The sequence below is a fragment of the Brachybacterium kimchii genome (assembly GCF_023373525.1).
GTDB classification, from domain to species: Bacteria; Actinomycetota; Actinomycetes; order Actinomycetales; family Dermabacteraceae; genus Brachybacterium; species Brachybacterium kimchii.
On record NZ_CP097218.1, the window covers coordinates 1,169,655 to 1,185,524 of the forward strand.

Annotated in this window: 15 protein-coding genes; 8 read left to right on the plus strand and 7 right to left on the minus strand. The window is 72.0% G+C overall.

The features are described from left to right. Position 1 precedes the first annotated feature (1 nt). The 3 genes from M4486_RS05730 to M4486_RS05740 form a co-directional block, all read right to left on the minus strand. The gene (locus M4486_RS05730; RefSeq protein WP_249480212.1) at positions 2-1,012 is read right to left on the minus strand and encodes an ABC transporter permease; all 1,011 of its coding nucleotides are present in this window, start codon (positions 1,010-1,012) and stop codon (positions 2-4) included. A 9-nt stretch (positions 1,013-1,021) separates the two neighbouring features. Next, positions 1,022-2,839 (minus strand): ABC transporter substrate-binding protein, encoded by a 1,818-nt coding sequence (locus M4486_RS05735; RefSeq protein ID WP_249480213.1) that lies wholly within the window; start codon positions 2,837-2,839, stop codon positions 1,022-1,024. 205 nt (positions 2,840-3,044) lie between these two features. After that, positions 3,045-4,055 (minus strand): LacI family DNA-binding transcriptional regulator, encoded by a 1,011-nt coding sequence (locus tag M4486_RS05740; protein WP_249480214.1) that lies wholly within the window; start codon positions 4,053-4,055, stop codon positions 3,045-3,047. Positions 4,056-4,260: 205 nt separating this feature from the next. Between M4486_RS05740 and M4486_RS05745 the strand changes: the two genes are divergently transcribed. The 7 genes from M4486_RS05745 (at position 4,261) to M4486_RS05775 (ending at position 11,736) form a co-directional block, all read left to right on the plus strand. Next, on the plus strand, positions 4,261-5,493 hold the full coding sequence (locus tag M4486_RS05745; protein WP_249480215.1) for an MFS transporter: 1,233 nt from the start codon (positions 4,261-4,263) through the stop codon (positions 5,491-5,493). A 120-nt stretch (positions 5,494-5,613) separates the two neighbouring features. Beyond that, positions 5,614-6,564, plus strand: coding sequence for a PAC2 family protein (locus tag M4486_RS05750; protein WP_249480216.1), 951 nt, complete (start codon positions 5,614-5,616; stop codon positions 6,562-6,564). Positions 6,565-6,678: 114 nt separating this feature from the next. Next, the gene (locus tag M4486_RS05755) at positions 6,679-7,416 is read left to right on the plus strand and encodes a sugar phosphate isomerase/epimerase family protein (protein ID WP_249480217.1); all 738 of its coding nucleotides are present in this window, start codon (positions 6,679-6,681) and stop codon (positions 7,414-7,416) included. 113 nt (positions 7,417-7,529) lie between these two features. Next, positions 7,530-8,651 carry a Gfo/Idh/MocA family protein gene (locus tag M4486_RS05760; protein WP_249480218.1) on the plus strand — a complete coding sequence of 374 codons (1,122 nt, stop codon included), beginning with the start codon at positions 7,530-7,532 and terminating at the stop codon, positions 8,649-8,651. A 97-nt stretch (positions 8,652-8,748) separates the two neighbouring features. Further along, the gene (locus tag M4486_RS05765) at positions 8,749-9,915 is read left to right on the plus strand and encodes a Gfo/Idh/MocA family protein (RefSeq protein WP_249480219.1); all 1,167 of its coding nucleotides are present in this window, start codon (positions 8,749-8,751) and stop codon (positions 9,913-9,915) included. Positions 9,916-10,015: 100 nt separating this feature from the next. Then, positions 10,016-11,017 carry a sugar phosphate isomerase/epimerase family protein gene (locus tag M4486_RS05770; RefSeq protein ID WP_249480220.1) on the plus strand — a complete coding sequence of 334 codons (1,002 nt, stop codon included), beginning with the start codon at positions 10,016-10,018 and terminating at the stop codon, positions 11,015-11,017. Between the two features lie 74 nt (positions 11,018-11,091). Next, positions 11,092-11,736, plus strand: a complete 645-nt coding sequence (locus M4486_RS05775; protein ID WP_249480221.1) for a TIGR03085 family metal-binding protein — start codon at positions 11,092-11,094, stop codon at positions 11,734-11,736. 43 nt (positions 11,737-11,779) lie between these two features. Here the strand turns inward: M4486_RS05775 and M4486_RS05780 are convergent, their stop codons facing one another. Beyond that, entirely contained in the window at positions 11,780-12,820 is a 1,041-nt protein-coding gene (locus M4486_RS05780; protein WP_249480222.1) for a methyltransferase, read from the minus strand. Positions 12,821-12,952: 132 nt separating this feature from the next. Here M4486_RS05780 and M4486_RS05785 point away from each other — a divergent pair, with 132 nt between their 5' ends. Then, complete coding sequence (locus M4486_RS05785) at positions 12,953-13,744, plus strand: ParA family protein (RefSeq protein WP_152352997.1); 792 nt, start codon at positions 12,953-12,955, stop codon at positions 13,742-13,744. 110 nt (positions 13,745-13,854) lie between these two features. Here M4486_RS05785 and M4486_RS05790 read toward each other — a convergent pair whose 3' ends face one another. From M4486_RS05790 to M4486_RS05800, 3 genes are all read right to left on the minus strand, one after another. Then, a complete protein-coding gene (locus M4486_RS05790; RefSeq protein ID WP_152352998.1) occupies positions 13,855-14,439 on the minus strand; it encodes a MerR family transcriptional regulator in 585 nt (194 codons plus the stop codon). 180 nt (positions 14,440-14,619) lie between these two features. After that, entirely contained in the window at positions 14,620-15,315 is a 696-nt protein-coding gene (ftsR, locus tag M4486_RS05795; protein WP_249480223.1) for a transcriptional regulator FtsR, read from the minus strand. A 4-nt stretch (positions 15,316-15,319) separates the two neighbouring features. Then, positions 15,320-15,763, minus strand: coding sequence for an FHA domain-containing protein (locus M4486_RS05800; RefSeq protein WP_200500655.1), 444 nt, complete (start codon positions 15,761-15,763; stop codon positions 15,320-15,322). Between the last annotated feature and the right edge of the window lie 107 nt (positions 15,764-15,870).

Consider the following 15,870-nt stretch of genomic DNA (forward strand, 5'->3'; position numbering starts at 1 on the left):
GTCACTTCTCCCCTGTGGCCGCCGCGCGGATGCGCGGGTCGACGATGCCGTAGACGATCTCGACGCAGAAGTTCGCCACCAGCACGGCGACCGTGATGATCAGGGTGATCGCCTGGATCACCGGGTAGTCGTTGTTGGAGATCGCCGTGAACAGCAGCGTCCCGACGCCCGGGTAGTTGAACACCAGCTCGGTGATCAGGGCGCCGCCGACGAGCGTGCCGATCGACAGGGCGAGGCCCGTGATCTGCGGGAGCATCGCGTTGCGGAAGATGTACTGGGTGATCTTGTTGTCGCCGATGCCCATCGCACGGGCGTAGTTCACGTAGTCCCCGCCCAGCTCGTAGATCGCCATCGAGCGCATGCCCACCGCCTGCCCGCCGATGAAGACGACGACGAGCGAGAGGAACGGCAGCCAGTAGTAGCTGAGCGCGTCCATGAGGAAGGACGGACTGAGCGAGGGCGTCTCGCCGAGCGAGTACGCGCCGCCCACGGGGAACACACCCGCGACCACGGCGAGGCCGTAGAGCAGCAGGATCGACAGGCAGTAGTAGGGCATGGCCGAGAGGAACAGCGAGGAGGTGAACACGCTGCGGTCCCAGTTGCCGCCGCGGAACGCCGCGACGGCGCCCACCAGGTTGCCCAGCAGCCAGCCGATGATGATCGCGGGCAGCTGCACAGCGATCGACCAGGGCAGGGCGTCGCCGATGAGCGTGTTCACCGAGGTCGGGTACGAGCCGAAGGACGTGCCCAGATCACCCGTGAACACCTTGCCGAGGTAGGTGAGGAACTGCTGCCACAGGGGCTGGTCCAGACCGAACTCGGTGACGAAGCTGTCGTAGATCTGCTTCTGCTGATCACCCGTGATGGAGCCGCCGCGGGTGAGGTTGGAGACGATGACGTCGACGGGGTTGCCCGGGACGAGCCGGGGCAGCAGGAAGTTCAGGGACACTGCTGCCACCAGCGCGACCAGGTACCACATCGTCTTGCGTGCGATGTAGCGTCCGAGCTTCACGGCGGTGCCTCAGCCGCCGATCTTCTGGATCTTGAAGATCCACTGGTTGCCGGCGCCGCGGAACATCGGCGGCGCGTAGTCGTTCTTCTCGGTGGGCCAGTTCGACCAGTTGCTCGCGTTGAACTCGAAGAACTCGTCGGGCCGGTACATGAGCGGGAACGCCGGGACCTCCTTGCGGAAGAGGTCGTCGAGGGCCGTCAGCGCCTTCTTCTTGGAGTCGTCGTCCGCGGCTGCGGCGGCGGCCTCGAGCAGGTCGTTGACCTCGTCGTTCTCCCAGCGGCCATAGTTGCGGTAGGCGGTCTTCCCGAGCGCGACCATCTCGACGTTGCTCATCACGTCGCTGAACCGCTGCCAGGGCGTCGCCGGATTCGAGCCCGCCACGGACCAGCAGGCGAGGTCGAAGTCGCCGTTCTGGATGGAGGTCGTCACCTGCGCCTGCTGCGGGAAGTTCGTGGCCGCGGAGATGCCGACGGCCGTGAAGCTCTTGGCCACGATCTCGAGGGCCGCGTTCCAGTCGGTCCATCCCTGCGGGGTGATGAGCTTCCAGGGACCCAGCTTCACGCCGTCCTTGGCGAAGATGCCGTCCGAGCCCTTCGCGTAGCCGGCGTCGGTGAGGATCTGCTCGGCCTTCTTCGGGTCGTAGCTCCAGCCGTCGGACTTCGCCTTGTCCTTGTCCAGCCACTGGTCCTCGGCGCCGCCGGGGACGATGAGCGAGGCCAGCACGTCCGCCGAGTATCCCGACATGGCGGTCTCGGCGATCGACGCGTAATCGACGGCATGGGCCATCGCGCGGCGCACCTCGGGGTCCTTGAGACCGTCCTTGGTGGTGTTGATGACGAACATCGGCATCGACCCGGGCACGAAGTAGGGCTCCTCCTGGAGGTAGGTGCCCACGGGCTTGCCGGAGTCCCACATCTTCGAGATCTGCGGGATGAACTGCTGCATCACGTCGAGCTCGCCGTTCTGGAACTTCAGGTTGCCGTCCTCGTTGGACTTGAAGATCGGATGGATGACCTTCGTGGGCGCGGGCAGGCCGCCGTAGAAGTCCTTGCCCCAGTACTTCTCGTTGCGGGCCAGGATGATCTGGGTCTGGTCGGCCTTCTCGAGGGTGTACGGACCGGTGCCCATGCACTCCTTGGTCTCCCAGGAGGCGAGCTTGTTGCCGGTCTCCTTCGCGGCCTTCTCGAAGACGGCCTTGGGCACGACGAACTGCTGGGCGAGGGTCGCCAGCACCATGCCCACGTTCTTGCGGTCCTTGTTGATCGCGATGCTGATCGTGCTGCCGTCGGCGGTCACCTCGTCGACCTCGACCCAGAAGGAGGCGACGCCCAGGCTCTCGTCGATCTTCCCGAGCTCGAAGGTGTACAGCACGTCGTCCGCCGTGAACTCGGTGCCGTCGTGCCAGGTGATGCCGTCCTGGAGGGTGAGCGTGATCGAGGACGTGCCGTCGACCTCGTACTTCGCCGCCAGTCCGGGCAGCAGATCACCGGAGACGATGTCGTAGCGCAGCAGGGTCTCGTAGACGTACTGGGCCACGTTGTTCGAGGCGGGCCACGCGGGCGCCGCGGCGAAGGTGTTGAAGTTCGTGGGCGGGCTCCACTGGAAGCCGGCGATGAACAGCTGGTCCGCGGCATCGCCGCTGCGGCCCTTGCCGGCCATGCCGTTGTTGCCGACGCCGACGAGGTCGTCGGACGCGCCTGCTCCTCCCCCGCTCTTGCCGCCGCAGGCGGCCAGGGCGAGGACGCCGCCGGCCGCGCCGGAGGCGGCGAGGAAGCCGCGACGGGTGGAGCCGGAAAGGATGCGCTGGGATGAATCGAGGTGGGACATGGTGACCGTGGCCTCTCAAGGATCGGCCCCGCCGTTGGAGCCGCGGATCCGCCTTGATCCGATGGCTCCAGAATCTAGGCTGTGCCGTCGGTCACCGCACCGAATCCGGGGTCACGAACTAATAACGATCGCAACCGGTTTCCGTGACCTGCGCGACTGTGCGCGTTCCGCCGCTCGCGAGCGCACGGGCGCTCAGCGGATCCGCTCAGCTGCTTCCGCGCTCGACGACCGCTCCCGGATCCGCGACCACGACGCCCGCCTGGCCCTCCTCGGCGAGCTCGACGAGCAGGCGCGCGAGCTGCCTGCCGTTCTCGCCCACGTCCCTCCCGAGGGCGGTGAGCGGCGGATCGGTGACCGTGCACAGGATCGAGTCCTCGAGCGCGGTGACCGCGAGATCGCGCGGCACGGCGAGGTCGGCCCCGCGGAGCTGGGCGAGCAGCTGCGCGGCCAGCAGCTCGTTGTCCACGATGACGGCACGGCAGCCCTCGTCCTCGTGCAGGGCGAGGATCTCGCGGCCCCAGCGCGCGACGGACGCGCGCCGATAGTCCGAGGTGAGCACGCTCGCCCCGATCCCCCGGGCCTCGCAGATCTCCTCGAAGGCGCGACGGCGGCGGGCCACGTGCAGGAACTCCGGCGGCCCCGCGACGTAGGCGATGCGCTCATGGCCGCCCCCGGCGCGCGAGGCGAGGTGCTCGAGCATCGTGCGCATCCGCTCCTCCTCGTCCACGAGCAGCATGGCGATGCCCGCCCCCAGGTCCTCGCAGGCCATCGCGGCCGTCGGCACTCCCGCGGCGGCGACGACCGGGATCCGGGGGTCGTCCACGCGCGCGTCCATGAGCACGATCCCGTCCACCCGCCGCTCGGCCGCCCAGCGCTCGAGCAGCACCGCCTCGGCGCCCACGTCGGGCACGATCTGCATGAGCAGCGCCCGGTCGCTGTGGGAGAGCTCCTCCTCCATCCCGGCGACGAACGCCATGAAGAAGTTCTCCGCGCCCACGGTCTCGCTCGAGCGCGCGATCGCGAGCCCGAACACCCCGGTCGCCGAGCGCGAGAGCGCCCGCGCGGCGTACGACGGCTTCCACCCGAGATCCTCCGCGGCGGCGACCACGCGCTCCCGGGTGGCCGCGGACACCCCCGACCGGCCGTTGAGCGCCTTGGAGGCCGTCCCCTTGGAGACTCCCGCCTCCCGCGCCACATCGCTCAGCGTCGAGCTCATCGAGATCGCCTCCTCCCCATCCCCTCGTCCGCGGCGCCGAGAGGGCACCGCTCGGGGGTTACCGTATGCGCTCGCGTGCCGCGAGGGGCCCCGATCGGCCGCGAGACCGGGGCCCCGGCCACCGGGGCACGACCGACGGGGGCAGCGGCGGTGCCCCCGTCGGCCGGGACTCGCCCCGCACGGAGCGCTCCGTATCGTTCACGGGGTGAGCCGCTACCTGATCCCCGCCTCCGCCCTCGTCGGCGGACTGCAGCTCGCCCTGCTGAACCCCGTGATCGCGCTGCTGCTCTCCGCGCTGTTCGGCGCGGACCCCGGACAGGTGGGCCTCGTGCTCGCGATCATGAACGCGAGCGGCTTCCTCGCCGCGCTCGTGATCCCCGCCTGGGCGGACCGCCGACGCGACTACGCGGGCCCGATGATCCTGTGCGCGGCGCTCACGCTCGCCACCGTGCTCAGCCTCGCCGCCACCACGAGCCTCACCGTGGCGGGCATCGTGCTCGTGGTGCTCGCCGGGCCCGCCGGCGTGTGGTCGGGGATGCTCTTCGCGCTGCAGCGCTCCGAGGGGTCGAGCTCCGAGCAGGTGGTGCGCACCCGCGCCGTGTTCTCGGTGGCATGGGTCGCCGGTCCGCCGCTCGCGACGGGTGTGATGACGGGCTTCGGCGATCGGGCGGTGCTGCTGCTGATCGCCGCCGTCGCCCTCGGGTCGCTCGCCCTCAGCGTCGCGATCCGGCGGAGCGTGCGGCGCGCGGCCGCGCGCACGGGGCCGGCGGAGGGCGAGGACGCGAGGGGACGGGCCGACGGCACGGGGACAGGCCGCGCGCACGGGCGGGCCGACGATGCCGACGACGGGGCCGCAGCGCCACGGAGGCCGGCCCGCCGGCTCGAGCTGGTCGTCGTGGTGCTCGCGATCACCGCGCTGCAGGCGGGCAACGCAGGATCCGTCACGGCGATGCCCCTGCTGGTCACCGAGCACCTGCACCTCGCCACGGTCTGGGCCGGCGTCGCGCTCGGCGTCTGCGCCGCGCTGGAGGCGCCCGCGCTCCTGCTGCTCGGCCGGCTCACCCGCACGATCCGGCCGACGACCCTCCTGACCGCCGGCGCCCTCCTCGCCGCGCTCTACTACGCGCTCGTGCCGCTGATGGCCTCCCCCGCGGCGCTCGTGGCGCTGCAGATCCCCAATGCACTCGGCATCGCGGCGCTCACCGGCGTCGGACTCGCGTGGATGCAGGAGGCGATCGACAGGCCCGGCCTCGCCTCCGGCGTCTACCTCAACTCGCGTCGCGCGGGCGCGATCCTCACCGGTCCCCTGCTCGCCCTGGCCGCGCTCGGCGCGAGCGGGTACGGCCTGACGTTCTGGGCCTTCGCACTGCTCGCGGCGCTCGCCGCGCTCGCGATCAGGCTCGTGGGCGGCCGCGAGGAGGCGCCGTCGGCCCGATGACTCCCGTCTCACACTCTGCGCGCCCCGGGACCGGAATACGGGATCCGCCGGGGACGTTGACCTGGACATCCGCATCGACCGCGCCGGCACCGACCGAGCGGCAGGACCAGGAGGCGCACCATGGACCCGACAGCACTGTTCAGCTACGAACGCCATGTCGACTCGCGCGCGCTGCGCGGCCGCACGCTCGTGGTCACCCTCGGCGCCTTCGGCGACGCCGGCCACGCCCAGCGGCTGGTCGACGACCACCTGCTGAACACCCTGGAGAACAGGGTCGTCGGCCGCCTCGACATGGACCAGGTCCACGACTACACGGGCCGCCGGCCCTCGATCACGCTCGAGCGCGACGAGTTCGCCGAGTACGACAAGCCGGAGATCCTGCTGCACGAGGTCACCGACCCCAGCGGCGAGACCTTCTTCCTGCTCACCGGGCCCGAGCCGTCGTTCCAGTGGGAGCGGGTCGCCTCCTCCCTGCGGATCGTCGTCGAGCAGCTCGGCGTCGAGCGCACCCTGGTGGCCCAGAGCTTCCCCGCGCCCGTGCCCCATACCCGCGCCCTGCAGGTCAGCCGCTTCGCCGGCGACCGCGCCGACATCACCCGCCCGCACCCCGTGCCCGCGACCTTCCGCCTGCGCGCCCCGTTCACCGCGCTGCTGACGATGCGTCTGCACGAGGCGGGGCACACGGTGGTCGGGATCGCCGTGCAGGTCCCCCAGTACCTGCACGAGCTCGAGTACCCCGATGCCGCGATCTCCCTGCTGCGCGCCGTCGGCGAGGAGGGCGGGCCGCTGCTGCCGGCCGCCGCCCTCAAGCCGATGGCCGAGAGCGTGCGCGAGTCGATCGCCCAGCAGGTCGAGGCCTCCCCGCAGCTCCAGGAGATGGTCTCCTCCCTCGAGGAGAACGTGGACCGCATGGGGATCTCGGGAGCGCTCGACGACACCGACGTCCCCGACGCCGAGGAGATCGCCGCCGAGGTCGAGAAGTTCCTGCAGGGGCTCGACGACGGCGACGACGGCGCCGCCGACGAGGGCCCCGCGGACGGCGACCCCGGGCACGACGCGCCCGAGGCCTGAGAGACCGCGTCGCGGGCGGTCGTTGTGGCAGGCCCCTCGACCTCGTAGGCTGGTGACGCGGCGCACAGGAAACCGGTTGCTGCCGCGTCACCGCACCGCGTCGAAGGAGCCCCCGTGCAGATCTCCGTCCAGCTCTACAGCGTGCGCGAGGCCCTCGCCGCCGATCCGGCCGGGACCCTCGCGCGTCTTCGCGACCTGGGCCTGACCCGCGTCGAGCCCTTCGGCCTCGCCGAGCACGCGGACATGCTGCGGGAGCACCTCGGCGCACTCGGCCTCAGCGCGCCGACGACGCACGCCGATGTCCTCGGCGCCGAGGACCAGCGGGCGCTGTTCGCGACCGCCGCCGAGCTCGGCATCGGCACCGTCATCCAGCCGCACCGCGATCCCGCGCTGTGGACGCAGGAGGCCGACATCCGGCGCACGGCCGAGCTGCTCGACGCCGCCGCCGAAGTCGGGCGCTCCGAGGGCGTGGCCGTCGGCTATCACAACCACGGCTTCGAGGCCGAGCCCGTCTTCGCGGACCGCACGGGCCTCGAGGTCCTCGACAAGGCGCTCGGCGCGGACGTCGTCCTCGAGGTCGACACCTACTGGGCGGCCGTCGGCGGATCGGATCCCGTCGCGCTGCTCGCCGCGCTCGGCGACCGCGTGCGCGCCGTCCATCTCAAGGACGGCCCGCGCGACGGGCGCAAGGACGCCCAGCAGCCGCTGGGCGGCGGCGAGATCGACGTCGACGCGATCATCGCCGCCTCGCAGGAGGCCGGGCACCTGGGCGTCATCGAGTTCGACGACTATGCGGGCGACATCTTCGAAGGCATCGCCGCCTCGCTCGCGCATCTGGACGAGGGGCGCTGAGCCTCCCCGCAGCCCTCGCGGGACCCGCAGCAGCTTCAGCACCCGCAGCACCCACAGGCCCCACCACCCATCAGCACGGCCGACCGGCCGGCAGAACCGAGGAGAGAACGAGCATGAGCGGAACCGGACGCGTCGGAGTCGGGATCATCGGAGCGGGCACCATCTCCGCCCAGTACCTCGAGCACCTGGGGTCCTTCCCCGACCTGGACGTGCGGGCGATCGGGGACATCGTCCCCGAGGCCGCCGCTCAGCGCGCCGAGGAGTTCGGCGTCCCCGCCTTCGGCGGACCCGAGGTCGTCCTGGACGATCCGGAGATCGAGATCGTCGTGAACCTGACGATCCCCGCCGCCCACTTCGAGGTCTCCGAGCAGATCCTCGCCGCCGGCAAGCACGTGTGGAGCGAGAAGCCCCTGACCACCGACCGGGAGAGCGCCGCCGCACTGCTCGCGAGCGCGAAGGAGAAGCGACTGCGCGTGGGCGGCGCGCCGGACACGGTGCTCGGCGCCGGCATCCAGTCGACCCTGCGGCAGATCGCCGACGGCGCGATCGGGGAGCCCCGCTTCGGCCTCGCCCTGTTCCGCGTGCCCGGCCCCGAGTCCTGGCACCCGAACCCCGCCTTCCTCTTCGCCCTCGGCGCGGGCCCGCTGTTCGACATCGGCCCCTACTACCTCACCTCGCTCGTGCTCGCCCAGGGCCCCGTCGCCTCGGTGACGGCCGTCGGCACGCAGGCCGTCACCGCCCGCACCATCGGCTCCGGCCCGAAGGCCGGCCAGGACTTCCCCGTCGAGGTCCCCACCCAGGTCAGCGCCCTGCTCTCCTTCGAGAACGGCACCACCGCGACCGTCATGCTCACCTTCGACTCCGGCGCCGCCTACCCGGCCGAGCTCGACCTCACGGGCTCGCTCGGGACGATCGCCGCTCCCGACCCGAACGTCTTCGACGGCGCGAGCATGCTCTCGCTGCGCGAGGAGGCGGGCGCGGGCGGCGACACCTGGAAGCCGCGGCCCGAGAGCGGCCCGGCCACCGGACGAGGGCTCGGCACCCTCGAGATGGCGCGCGCGATCCGCGCGGGGGTCCCCCACCGCCTCACCGGCGAGCTCGCCGCGCACGTGCTGGACGTCATGGTCTCGATCGACGAGGCCGTGGCGACGGCGCAGCCCGTCGCCGTCGCCTCCACGACCGTCGTCCCCGAGCCGCTGCCCGCCGACTTCGACCCGAGCGCGTCGACGCTCTGAGCAGCCCCGGGAATGGCACTGCAGGGCCCTGCGGAGCACTCCAGGGCACAGCAGAGCACGGCAGCGCACCGACGAGCATCAGCGGAGGAGAGCACGCATGACCACCCCTGACCAGCATCCCCGAGAGGGCGAGGAGCGTCCGCTCGGGATCGCCCTCATCGGCTACGAGTTCATGGGACGCGCCCACTCGCAGGCCTGGCGCACCCTGGGCGCCGCCTTCGACGGCCCTCCCGTCGCCCGCCGGGTGATCGTGGGACGCGACGAGCAGAAGGTCTCCGAGGCGGCGCGCCGCCTGGACTGGGAGGAGCACGAGACCGACTGGCGGCGCGCGATCTCGCGGGACGACATCGACATCGTCGACATCTGCACGCCCGGTTTCCTGCACGCCGAGATCGCGATCGCCGCGCTCGAGGCGGGCAAGCACGTGCTCTGCGAGAAGCCGATCGCGAACGACACCGCCGAGGCCGAGCGGATGGTCGCCGCGGCCGACGCCGCCCAGCAGCGCGGCCAGGTCGCGGCGCTCGGCCACACCTACCGCCGGGTGGCCGCGCTCGCACAGGCGCGCCGTCTCGTCGCGGCCGGGCGCCTGGGCAGGATCCTGCAGGCCCGCGCGAGCTACCTGCAGGACTGGCTCGTGGACGAGAGCGCCCCGATGAGCTGGCGGCTGCGCCGCGAGACGGCCGGGTCGGGGGCCCTCGGGGACATCGGCTCCCACGCGATCGACCAGATCCAGTTCCTCACCGGGCTGCGCGCGACCTCGGTGCGGGGTCGCCTCACCACCGCGGTCCCCGAGCGGCCCGGGGAGGACGGCGCCCTCGAGCCGGTGACGGTCGACGACGCCGCGTGGGCGACCCTCGAGCTCGAGGGCGGGGCGATCGCCTCGATCGAGGCCAGCCGCCTCGCGACCGGCCGCAAGAACGAGCTGGTCGTGGAGCTCTTCGGGACCGAGGGTGCGCTGCGCTTCGACCTCGAGGCGCTCAACGAGCTCTGGTTCCTGGATCGGACCGTCCCGGTCGCCGAGCAGGGCTTCACGCGCATCCTCGTCACCGAGCCCGAGCACCCCTACCTCGAGGGCTGGTGGCCGCAGGGGCACGCGCTGGGCTGGGAGAACGCCTTCACGAACCAGGCGCACGACCTGCTGGTCGCGATCACGGGCGGCGAGCCCTTCTCCCCCGACTTCGCCGAGGGCCTCGCCCTGCAGCGCGTGCTCGACGCCGTCATCGCCTCCGACGCGGCCGACGGGGCGAGCACGCCCGTCGGCTGACGCCCGTCACCTGATGCCCGCCGGCCGAGCGTGATCGGCCCGGGGCACGCCCACTCCATCCACCGAAGTACGCACCGTCCGATCCGAAGGAGCATCAGACATGCCTCAGCCGCACACCCTGTTCACCGGCCAGTGGGTCGACCTCACGCTCGAGGAGGTCGCGCGGCTCGCCTCGGGCTGGGGCTACGACGGCCTGGAGATCGCGATCTCCGGCGAGCACCTCGACGCCTCCCGATGGGACGACGAGGAGTACATCGCCGAACGCAAGGAGATCCTCGACCGCTACGGCCTGAAGGTGTGGACGATCTCCCACCACCTCGTGGGACAGGCCGTCTGCGACGACCCGATCGACTTCCGCCACCAGGGGATCGTGCCCTCGCGCGTGTGGGGCGACGGCGAGCCCGAGGGCGTGCGGCAGCGCGCCGCCGAGGACATGAAGGACGCCGCGCGGCTCGCGAGAGCGCTCGGCGCGAGCACGGTGACGGGCTTCACCGGCTCGAGCATCTGGAAGTACGTGGCGATGTTCCCGCCGGTCGGCGCGGACGTCATCGAGAAGGGCTACGAGGACTTCGCCGAGCGCTGGAACCCGATCCTCGACGTCTTCGAGGAGTGCGGAGTGCGCTTCGCCCTCGAGGTCCACCCCTCCGAGATCGCCTACGACCACTGGACCACGCAGCGCACCCTCGAGGCGATCGGCCACAGGGAGTCCTTCGGCCTGAACTGGGACCCCTCGCACATGATGTGGCAGGAGATCGATCCGGTCTCCTTCATCACCGATTTCGGCGACCGGATCTACCACGCGCACTGCAAGGACGTGCGCGTGCGCATCACCGGGCGCAACACACGGCTGTCCTCCCATCTGCCCTGGGGAGACCCGCGCCGCGGCTGGGACTTCGTCTCCTTCGGGCGCGGCGACGTGCCCTTCGACGCATGCCTGCGGGCGCTGCGGTCGGTCGGCTACGACGGGCCGCTCTCGGTCGAGTGGGAGGACGCGGGCATGGACCGCCTGCACGGCGCCGCCGAGGCCATCGAGCATCTGAAGTCCCTGGACTACCCGGTGTCCGACGCCGCCTTCGACGCCGCCTTCAGCAACCAGGAGTGAGGCTCCCGCGCGCGGTCGGCGGACACACAGGGCGCACCCGGCGTCCGCCGATCCGCCGCGCCTATCATGGCGCCATGTCCCCCCACTCCGAGCCCCTGGCCCGCCACGAGCGCGCCGCCCTGGCCGACGACCTCGTGTCCTTCGGGCCCGACGCCCCCACCGTGATCGACGAGTGGGACGCGTCCGCGCTCCTCGAGCATCTGATCCTGCGCGAGCAGCGCCAGGACCTCATGATCGGCCCCAAGCTCCCCGTCGGCCCGATCGCCGACCGCTCGTACGCCGCCCTGCGCCGGCTCCAGGAGCGCACCTGGGCCGATCGCGTCGAGATGCTGCGCAGCGGTCCGCCGCGCTTCTCCCCGTTCCGCCTCGTCGATTCGCTCGCGAACACGGTCGAGTACCTCGTCCATCACGAGGACCTGCTGCGCGCGCGCCCCGGCTGGGAGCCGCGGACGCTCTCCGAGGCCCATGACCAGGAGCTGTGGACGCATCTGAAGCGCATGGCGCGCCCGCTCGTGCGCACCGACGTCGACGTCACCCTGGTCTCCCCGCTCGGCGGGGTGCGCGTGCCGTCGAAGGACCCCATCGGCTCCGTGCGCGTGCACGGCAGCCCGACCGAGCTGACCCTGTGGGCCTTCGGCCGCGATCGCGTCTCCCGCGTGCGCCTCGAGGGCGACCCCGAGGCGCTGCTCGTGCTGCGTCGCGGCGACCGCGGGTTCTGAGGCGGGACCGCGGCCCCTCGGGGGCCGTGCTCGCCCGCGCCGCTCAGCCCCGCGCGAGCAGGAAGAGCCGGGGATGATGCCCCTTCTGGAAGAACCTGTGCTCGTCCACGAGGCGCCAGCCCGCGCGCCCTTCGAGGGCCGCGTGCATGCGCCGGATCTCGTGGGTGAGGATCGCGAGGCGCGCCCGGGGCGCCGCAAGCTCCGCGGCGCGTGACATGAGGGCCCCGAGCAGCTGCTCGTTGCTCTCGTGCTCCCCGTGCAGGGTGCCCCAGGGCGGATTCGTCACGAGGCGCGTGAAGCCGCCCTCGAGCGGCGTCTCGAGGACGTCCCCGTGCACCCAGTCGATGCGGCCGCGGCGCCTCGCGGCCCGCTGATGGCCGCGCGCGAGCTCGAGCGCCTGCTCGGAGAGGTCGACGCCCACGGCCCGACGGGGCGCGACCTCGTGCAGCTGCTCGATGAGGAACGTGCCCGAGCCGCAGGTCATGTCCAGCAGTTCGTCCTGAGGGCCGACGCCGAGCAGATCGAGGCAGCTCGCGGCGATCGTCGCGTTCACGGCGCCGGGGTAATCGCCCGTGCGCCAGGACCGGGTCGAGAGCGGACGCGGGGTGAGGCGCACGAGAAGCTCCCACTCCCCCGCCGCCGGCGCCCGGCGGACCCGGACCACGAGGTCGCCGTCGTCCGCGACCGGGAGCCCGACTCGCTCGGCGATCGCCGCGGACAGGCGCCGCATGTCGGGGCTGTCGGCGCCGGCCGCACGCAGACGCAGCGCACCGAAGCGCTGGCGCGGCCTCGCGCGCCGCACCTGCTCGATCAGCTCGCCGATGCGCTGCTGCGCGGAGGTCTCGAGGAGCTCGCGCGGTCGACGTGCGGGCAGGGCGAGCACCGCGGAGGCGGCGACGACCCGGCGCCAGGAGCGTGCGACGGGGATCGCTGCCGTCAGATCCGGGACCGCGAGCCGGAGCTCCGTCGGCTCCTCGGAGACGACGGTGCCGAGCTGCTCCGCCTCGCGCCGGGCGAGCGGGCCGCAGCCCTCGAGGACCTCGAGGACCAGCTCGCCTGCGGGGTCCGGGCGATCGGCTGTCATGGGCCCCTCCTGGAGCGGGTGAGACGGCGTGGGCGGCGCGGCACGGTGACGGGCGGCCACTCACGGTAACCCGAGGCACATCGTCGGTGCGCCGGTGCGGGCCGAGCGGCTCGGGATCGGTAGACTCCCCGTGTGTTCACTGTGAGCGTCTGTTCCCTCAAGGGTGGCGTCGGCAAGACGTCCGTGACCCTGGGCCTCGCGTCCGCGGCCCTCCATCAGGGGGTGAACGCGCTCGTCATCGACCTTGACCCGCAGGCGGACGCGACCCTGGGCCTGCTCGGCGAGCCGGGCACCACCACCGACGTCGCCGAGGTGCTGTCCTCGCCGCGCACCGAGACCGTGGACCGCGCGATCATCCCGGCCCCGTGGTCGAAGGACTCCTCCTCGCACCTGGACATCATCCCCGGCAGCCACCGCTCGGTGCTCGTCGACTCCCCCGCCCCCAAGGGCCGGGAGGTGCGGCGCCTGCGCGACGCCCTGGACCGCCGCACCCACCGCTACGACCTCGTCATCGTGGACTGCCCGCCCTCGCTCAACGGGCTCACGCAGATGGCTCTGTCCGCCTCCGACCGCTCGCTCGTGGTCTGCGAGCCGGGCTTCTTCGCCGTCACCGCGGCCGATCGGGCGCTCAAGCTCGCCCAGGAGATGCGCGAGGGGGATCTCGCGCCGCGTCTGCAGCCGCTGGGCCTCGTCGTGAACCGCTACCGCCCGCGCTCCGTCGAGCACCAGTACCGCCTGGCGGAGCTGCGCGAGCTGTTCGGCGACCTCGTGCTCGACCCCATCATCGAGGAGCGCGTGGGCCTGCAGCAGGCGCAGGGCGGAGCGGTCCCCCTGCACGAGTACCACGGCGCGAGCGGCGCGCGGCTCACCGAGGACTTCGACGCCCTGCTGAAGCGCGTGATGGACTCCCGCCAGGACAGCTGAGCAGCGCCTCCCGGCGCGCGCTCCGCTCCACTCATCGCACGAGGGCGGGCACCCTTCCCGGGTGCCCGCCCTCGTGCGTGTCTGCTGCGGCGGTGCCGCTCGTGGTCCGCTCAGCCCGCGTGGCGCGTTCGCCGGCGCGCGGCGAGCTCGTCGTGCAGGGCGATCTCGGCGTCGTCGGCCGGATCGACGCTCGGCAGCACCGAGAGCTCGCTCTCGACCTCGCGCCAGACGCGGCCCACGGCGATGCCGAAGACGCCCTGGCCGCCCTGGACCAGGTCGAAGACGTCCTGCGCGGACGTGCACTCGTAGACCGACGCGCCGTCGCTCATGAGGGTGATCTGGGCGAGGTCCTCGACGCCGCGCTCACGCAGCGCGCTGACCGCCACTCGGATCTGCTGGAGGGAGACGCCGGTGTCGAGGAGCCGCTTGACGACCTTGAGCACGAGCACGTCGCGGAAGCCGTAGAGGCGCTGGCTGCCCGAGCCGCTCGCGGCGCGCACGCCGGGCTCGACGAGGCCGGTGCGGGCCCAGTAGTCGAGCTGGCGGTAGGTGATGCCGGCGGCCTTGCAGGCTGCGGGGCCGCGGTAGCCGAACTCGCCGGGCGCATCCACGAGCTCGTCGAAGAGCACGCCCTGCGCGTCCTCGGCGGGCACTGTCGACTGCGTCGTGCGGTCCGCGCGCTGATCGCTGTTCACATTCGCCTCCGGTAGCGGCTCTCCTATGGGGAAGGGTGAGAGCACGCTGACAGCCTAGCGTCTCCTCGCGCGGGCGTCCTCCCCGTCCCGCGCGTGTCGCCGACGAATCCGGGCGCGCGCGGAGGATCCGGACACCGCCGCGCGGACGCGCCATCGGGAGGGACGGAAAGGGGGGCAGAGTCACCCGCCGCGGTGGATCTGCTTCCTGAGCAGGGCGTTGTGCAGGGAGTTCAAGGATTCACCGAGCTCCTCCGCAAGGCTCTGCGCCTGGCCGCGGGCGGCGGCGTCCGTCGGCCGCGAATGGGGCTGGGCGACGGAGCGCAGCATGTGCGCCTGCCGCTCGACGGACGTGCGGACCATCACGAGGTGGCGCGGGTGCAGCCCCTCGTCGGCGAGGACACGGGCAGCGCGCACGATCTCGAGCTCCGAGGCCCCGTAGAAGACGAGACCCTCCTCGAGCATGCCGTAGCTCTCGAGCTCCTCGAGCAGCTCCTCGTCGACCTGCGCCTCGCGCAGGAGGCCGCGCCGGTCGAGACGGACGGGCTGGATCTGGGAGGTGGGCCCGGGGCGCGAGGCGATCGACGTGACGTCGTCGTCGACCCCGTGCTCGAGCAGGTGCTCCTTGATGACCTTGAGCGGCCAGAAGCGATCGCGCTGGGCCCGCAGGACGAACAGCAGCCGGTCCACGTCGGCGCGCGAGTACTTGCGGTAGCCGCTCGCGGTGCGCTCGGGGGAGATCAGCTCCTCCGCCTCGAGGTAGTGGAGCTTGGAGTGGCTGAGGTCGGGGAACTCCTCCTGCAGGACGTCCAGGACCTGCCCGATGCTCAGGCGCGCACTGCCGGACGGGGTCGGCCTGCGCGAGGCCGATGCCGCCACGGGCTCAGTCCTTCCCGGGCTTGAGGTGGAAGGTCAGCCGGTACTTGCCGATCTGGACCTCCTGGCCGTTGCGCAGGACGGCCTCGTCCACGCGCTCCATGCCCACGTAGGTGCCGTTGAGCGAGCCGAGATCGCGGATCACGAAGTCCGCGCCCTGCTGCAGGAAGGCGGCGTGCTTGCGGGAGACGGTGACGTCGTCCAGGAAGATCTCGCTGTTGGGATGACGGCCGGCGACCGTCTTCTCCGCGTCCAGGAGGAAGCGCGCGCCAAGGTTCGGGCCCTTGCGGACGATCAGCAGGGCGCTGCCGTCGGGGAGGTTCTCGATCGCCGCACGGTCCTGCTGGTTGAGGCCGTGCTCCGGCTCCTCGAGCGCATCCTGCGTGGGGATGGCGTGCAGCGTCGAGGTCTTGTCGAGGCTGTCGTAGGTGCCGTCGGCGTTCTCGGTCACTGAAGCTCCCCTTCCCTAGGTCGGACCATCCTCCCATGTGGACGAGGGCTCCCGGGAGGTGCAAGGACAATGCTGTGGAGATTTGACGAACACTTGACCGAGACCGG

Coding starts and splice junctions, on each gene's coding strand:
- M4486_RS05775 (WP_249480221.1), top strand. CDS start 11,092: ATGTCCCCCCACTCCGAGCCCCTGGCCCGCCACGAGCGCGCCGCCCTG.
- M4486_RS05760 (WP_249480218.1), top strand. CDS start 7,530: ATGAGCGGAACCGGACGCGTCGGAGTCGGGATCATCGGAGCGGGCACC.
- M4486_RS05750 (WP_249480216.1), top strand. CDS start 5,614: ATGGACCCGACAGCACTGTTCAGCTACGAACGCCATGTCGACTCGCGC.
- M4486_RS05770 (WP_249480220.1), top strand. CDS start 10,016: ATGCCTCAGCCGCACACCCTGTTCACCGGCCAGTGGGTCGACCTCACG.
- M4486_RS05780 (WP_249480222.1), bottom strand. CDS start 12,820: ATGACAGCCGATCGCCCGGACCCCGCAGGCGAGCTGGTCCTCGAGGTC.
- M4486_RS05765 (WP_249480219.1), top strand. CDS start 8,749: ATGACCACCCCTGACCAGCATCCCCGAGAGGGCGAGGAGCGTCCGCTC.
- M4486_RS05740 (WP_249480214.1), bottom strand. CDS start 4,055: ATGAGCTCGACGCTGAGCGATGTGGCGCGGGAGGCGGGAGTCTCCAAG.
- M4486_RS05735 (WP_249480213.1), bottom strand. CDS start 2,839: ATGTCCCACCTCGATTCATCCCAGCGCATCCTTTCCGGCTCCACCCGT.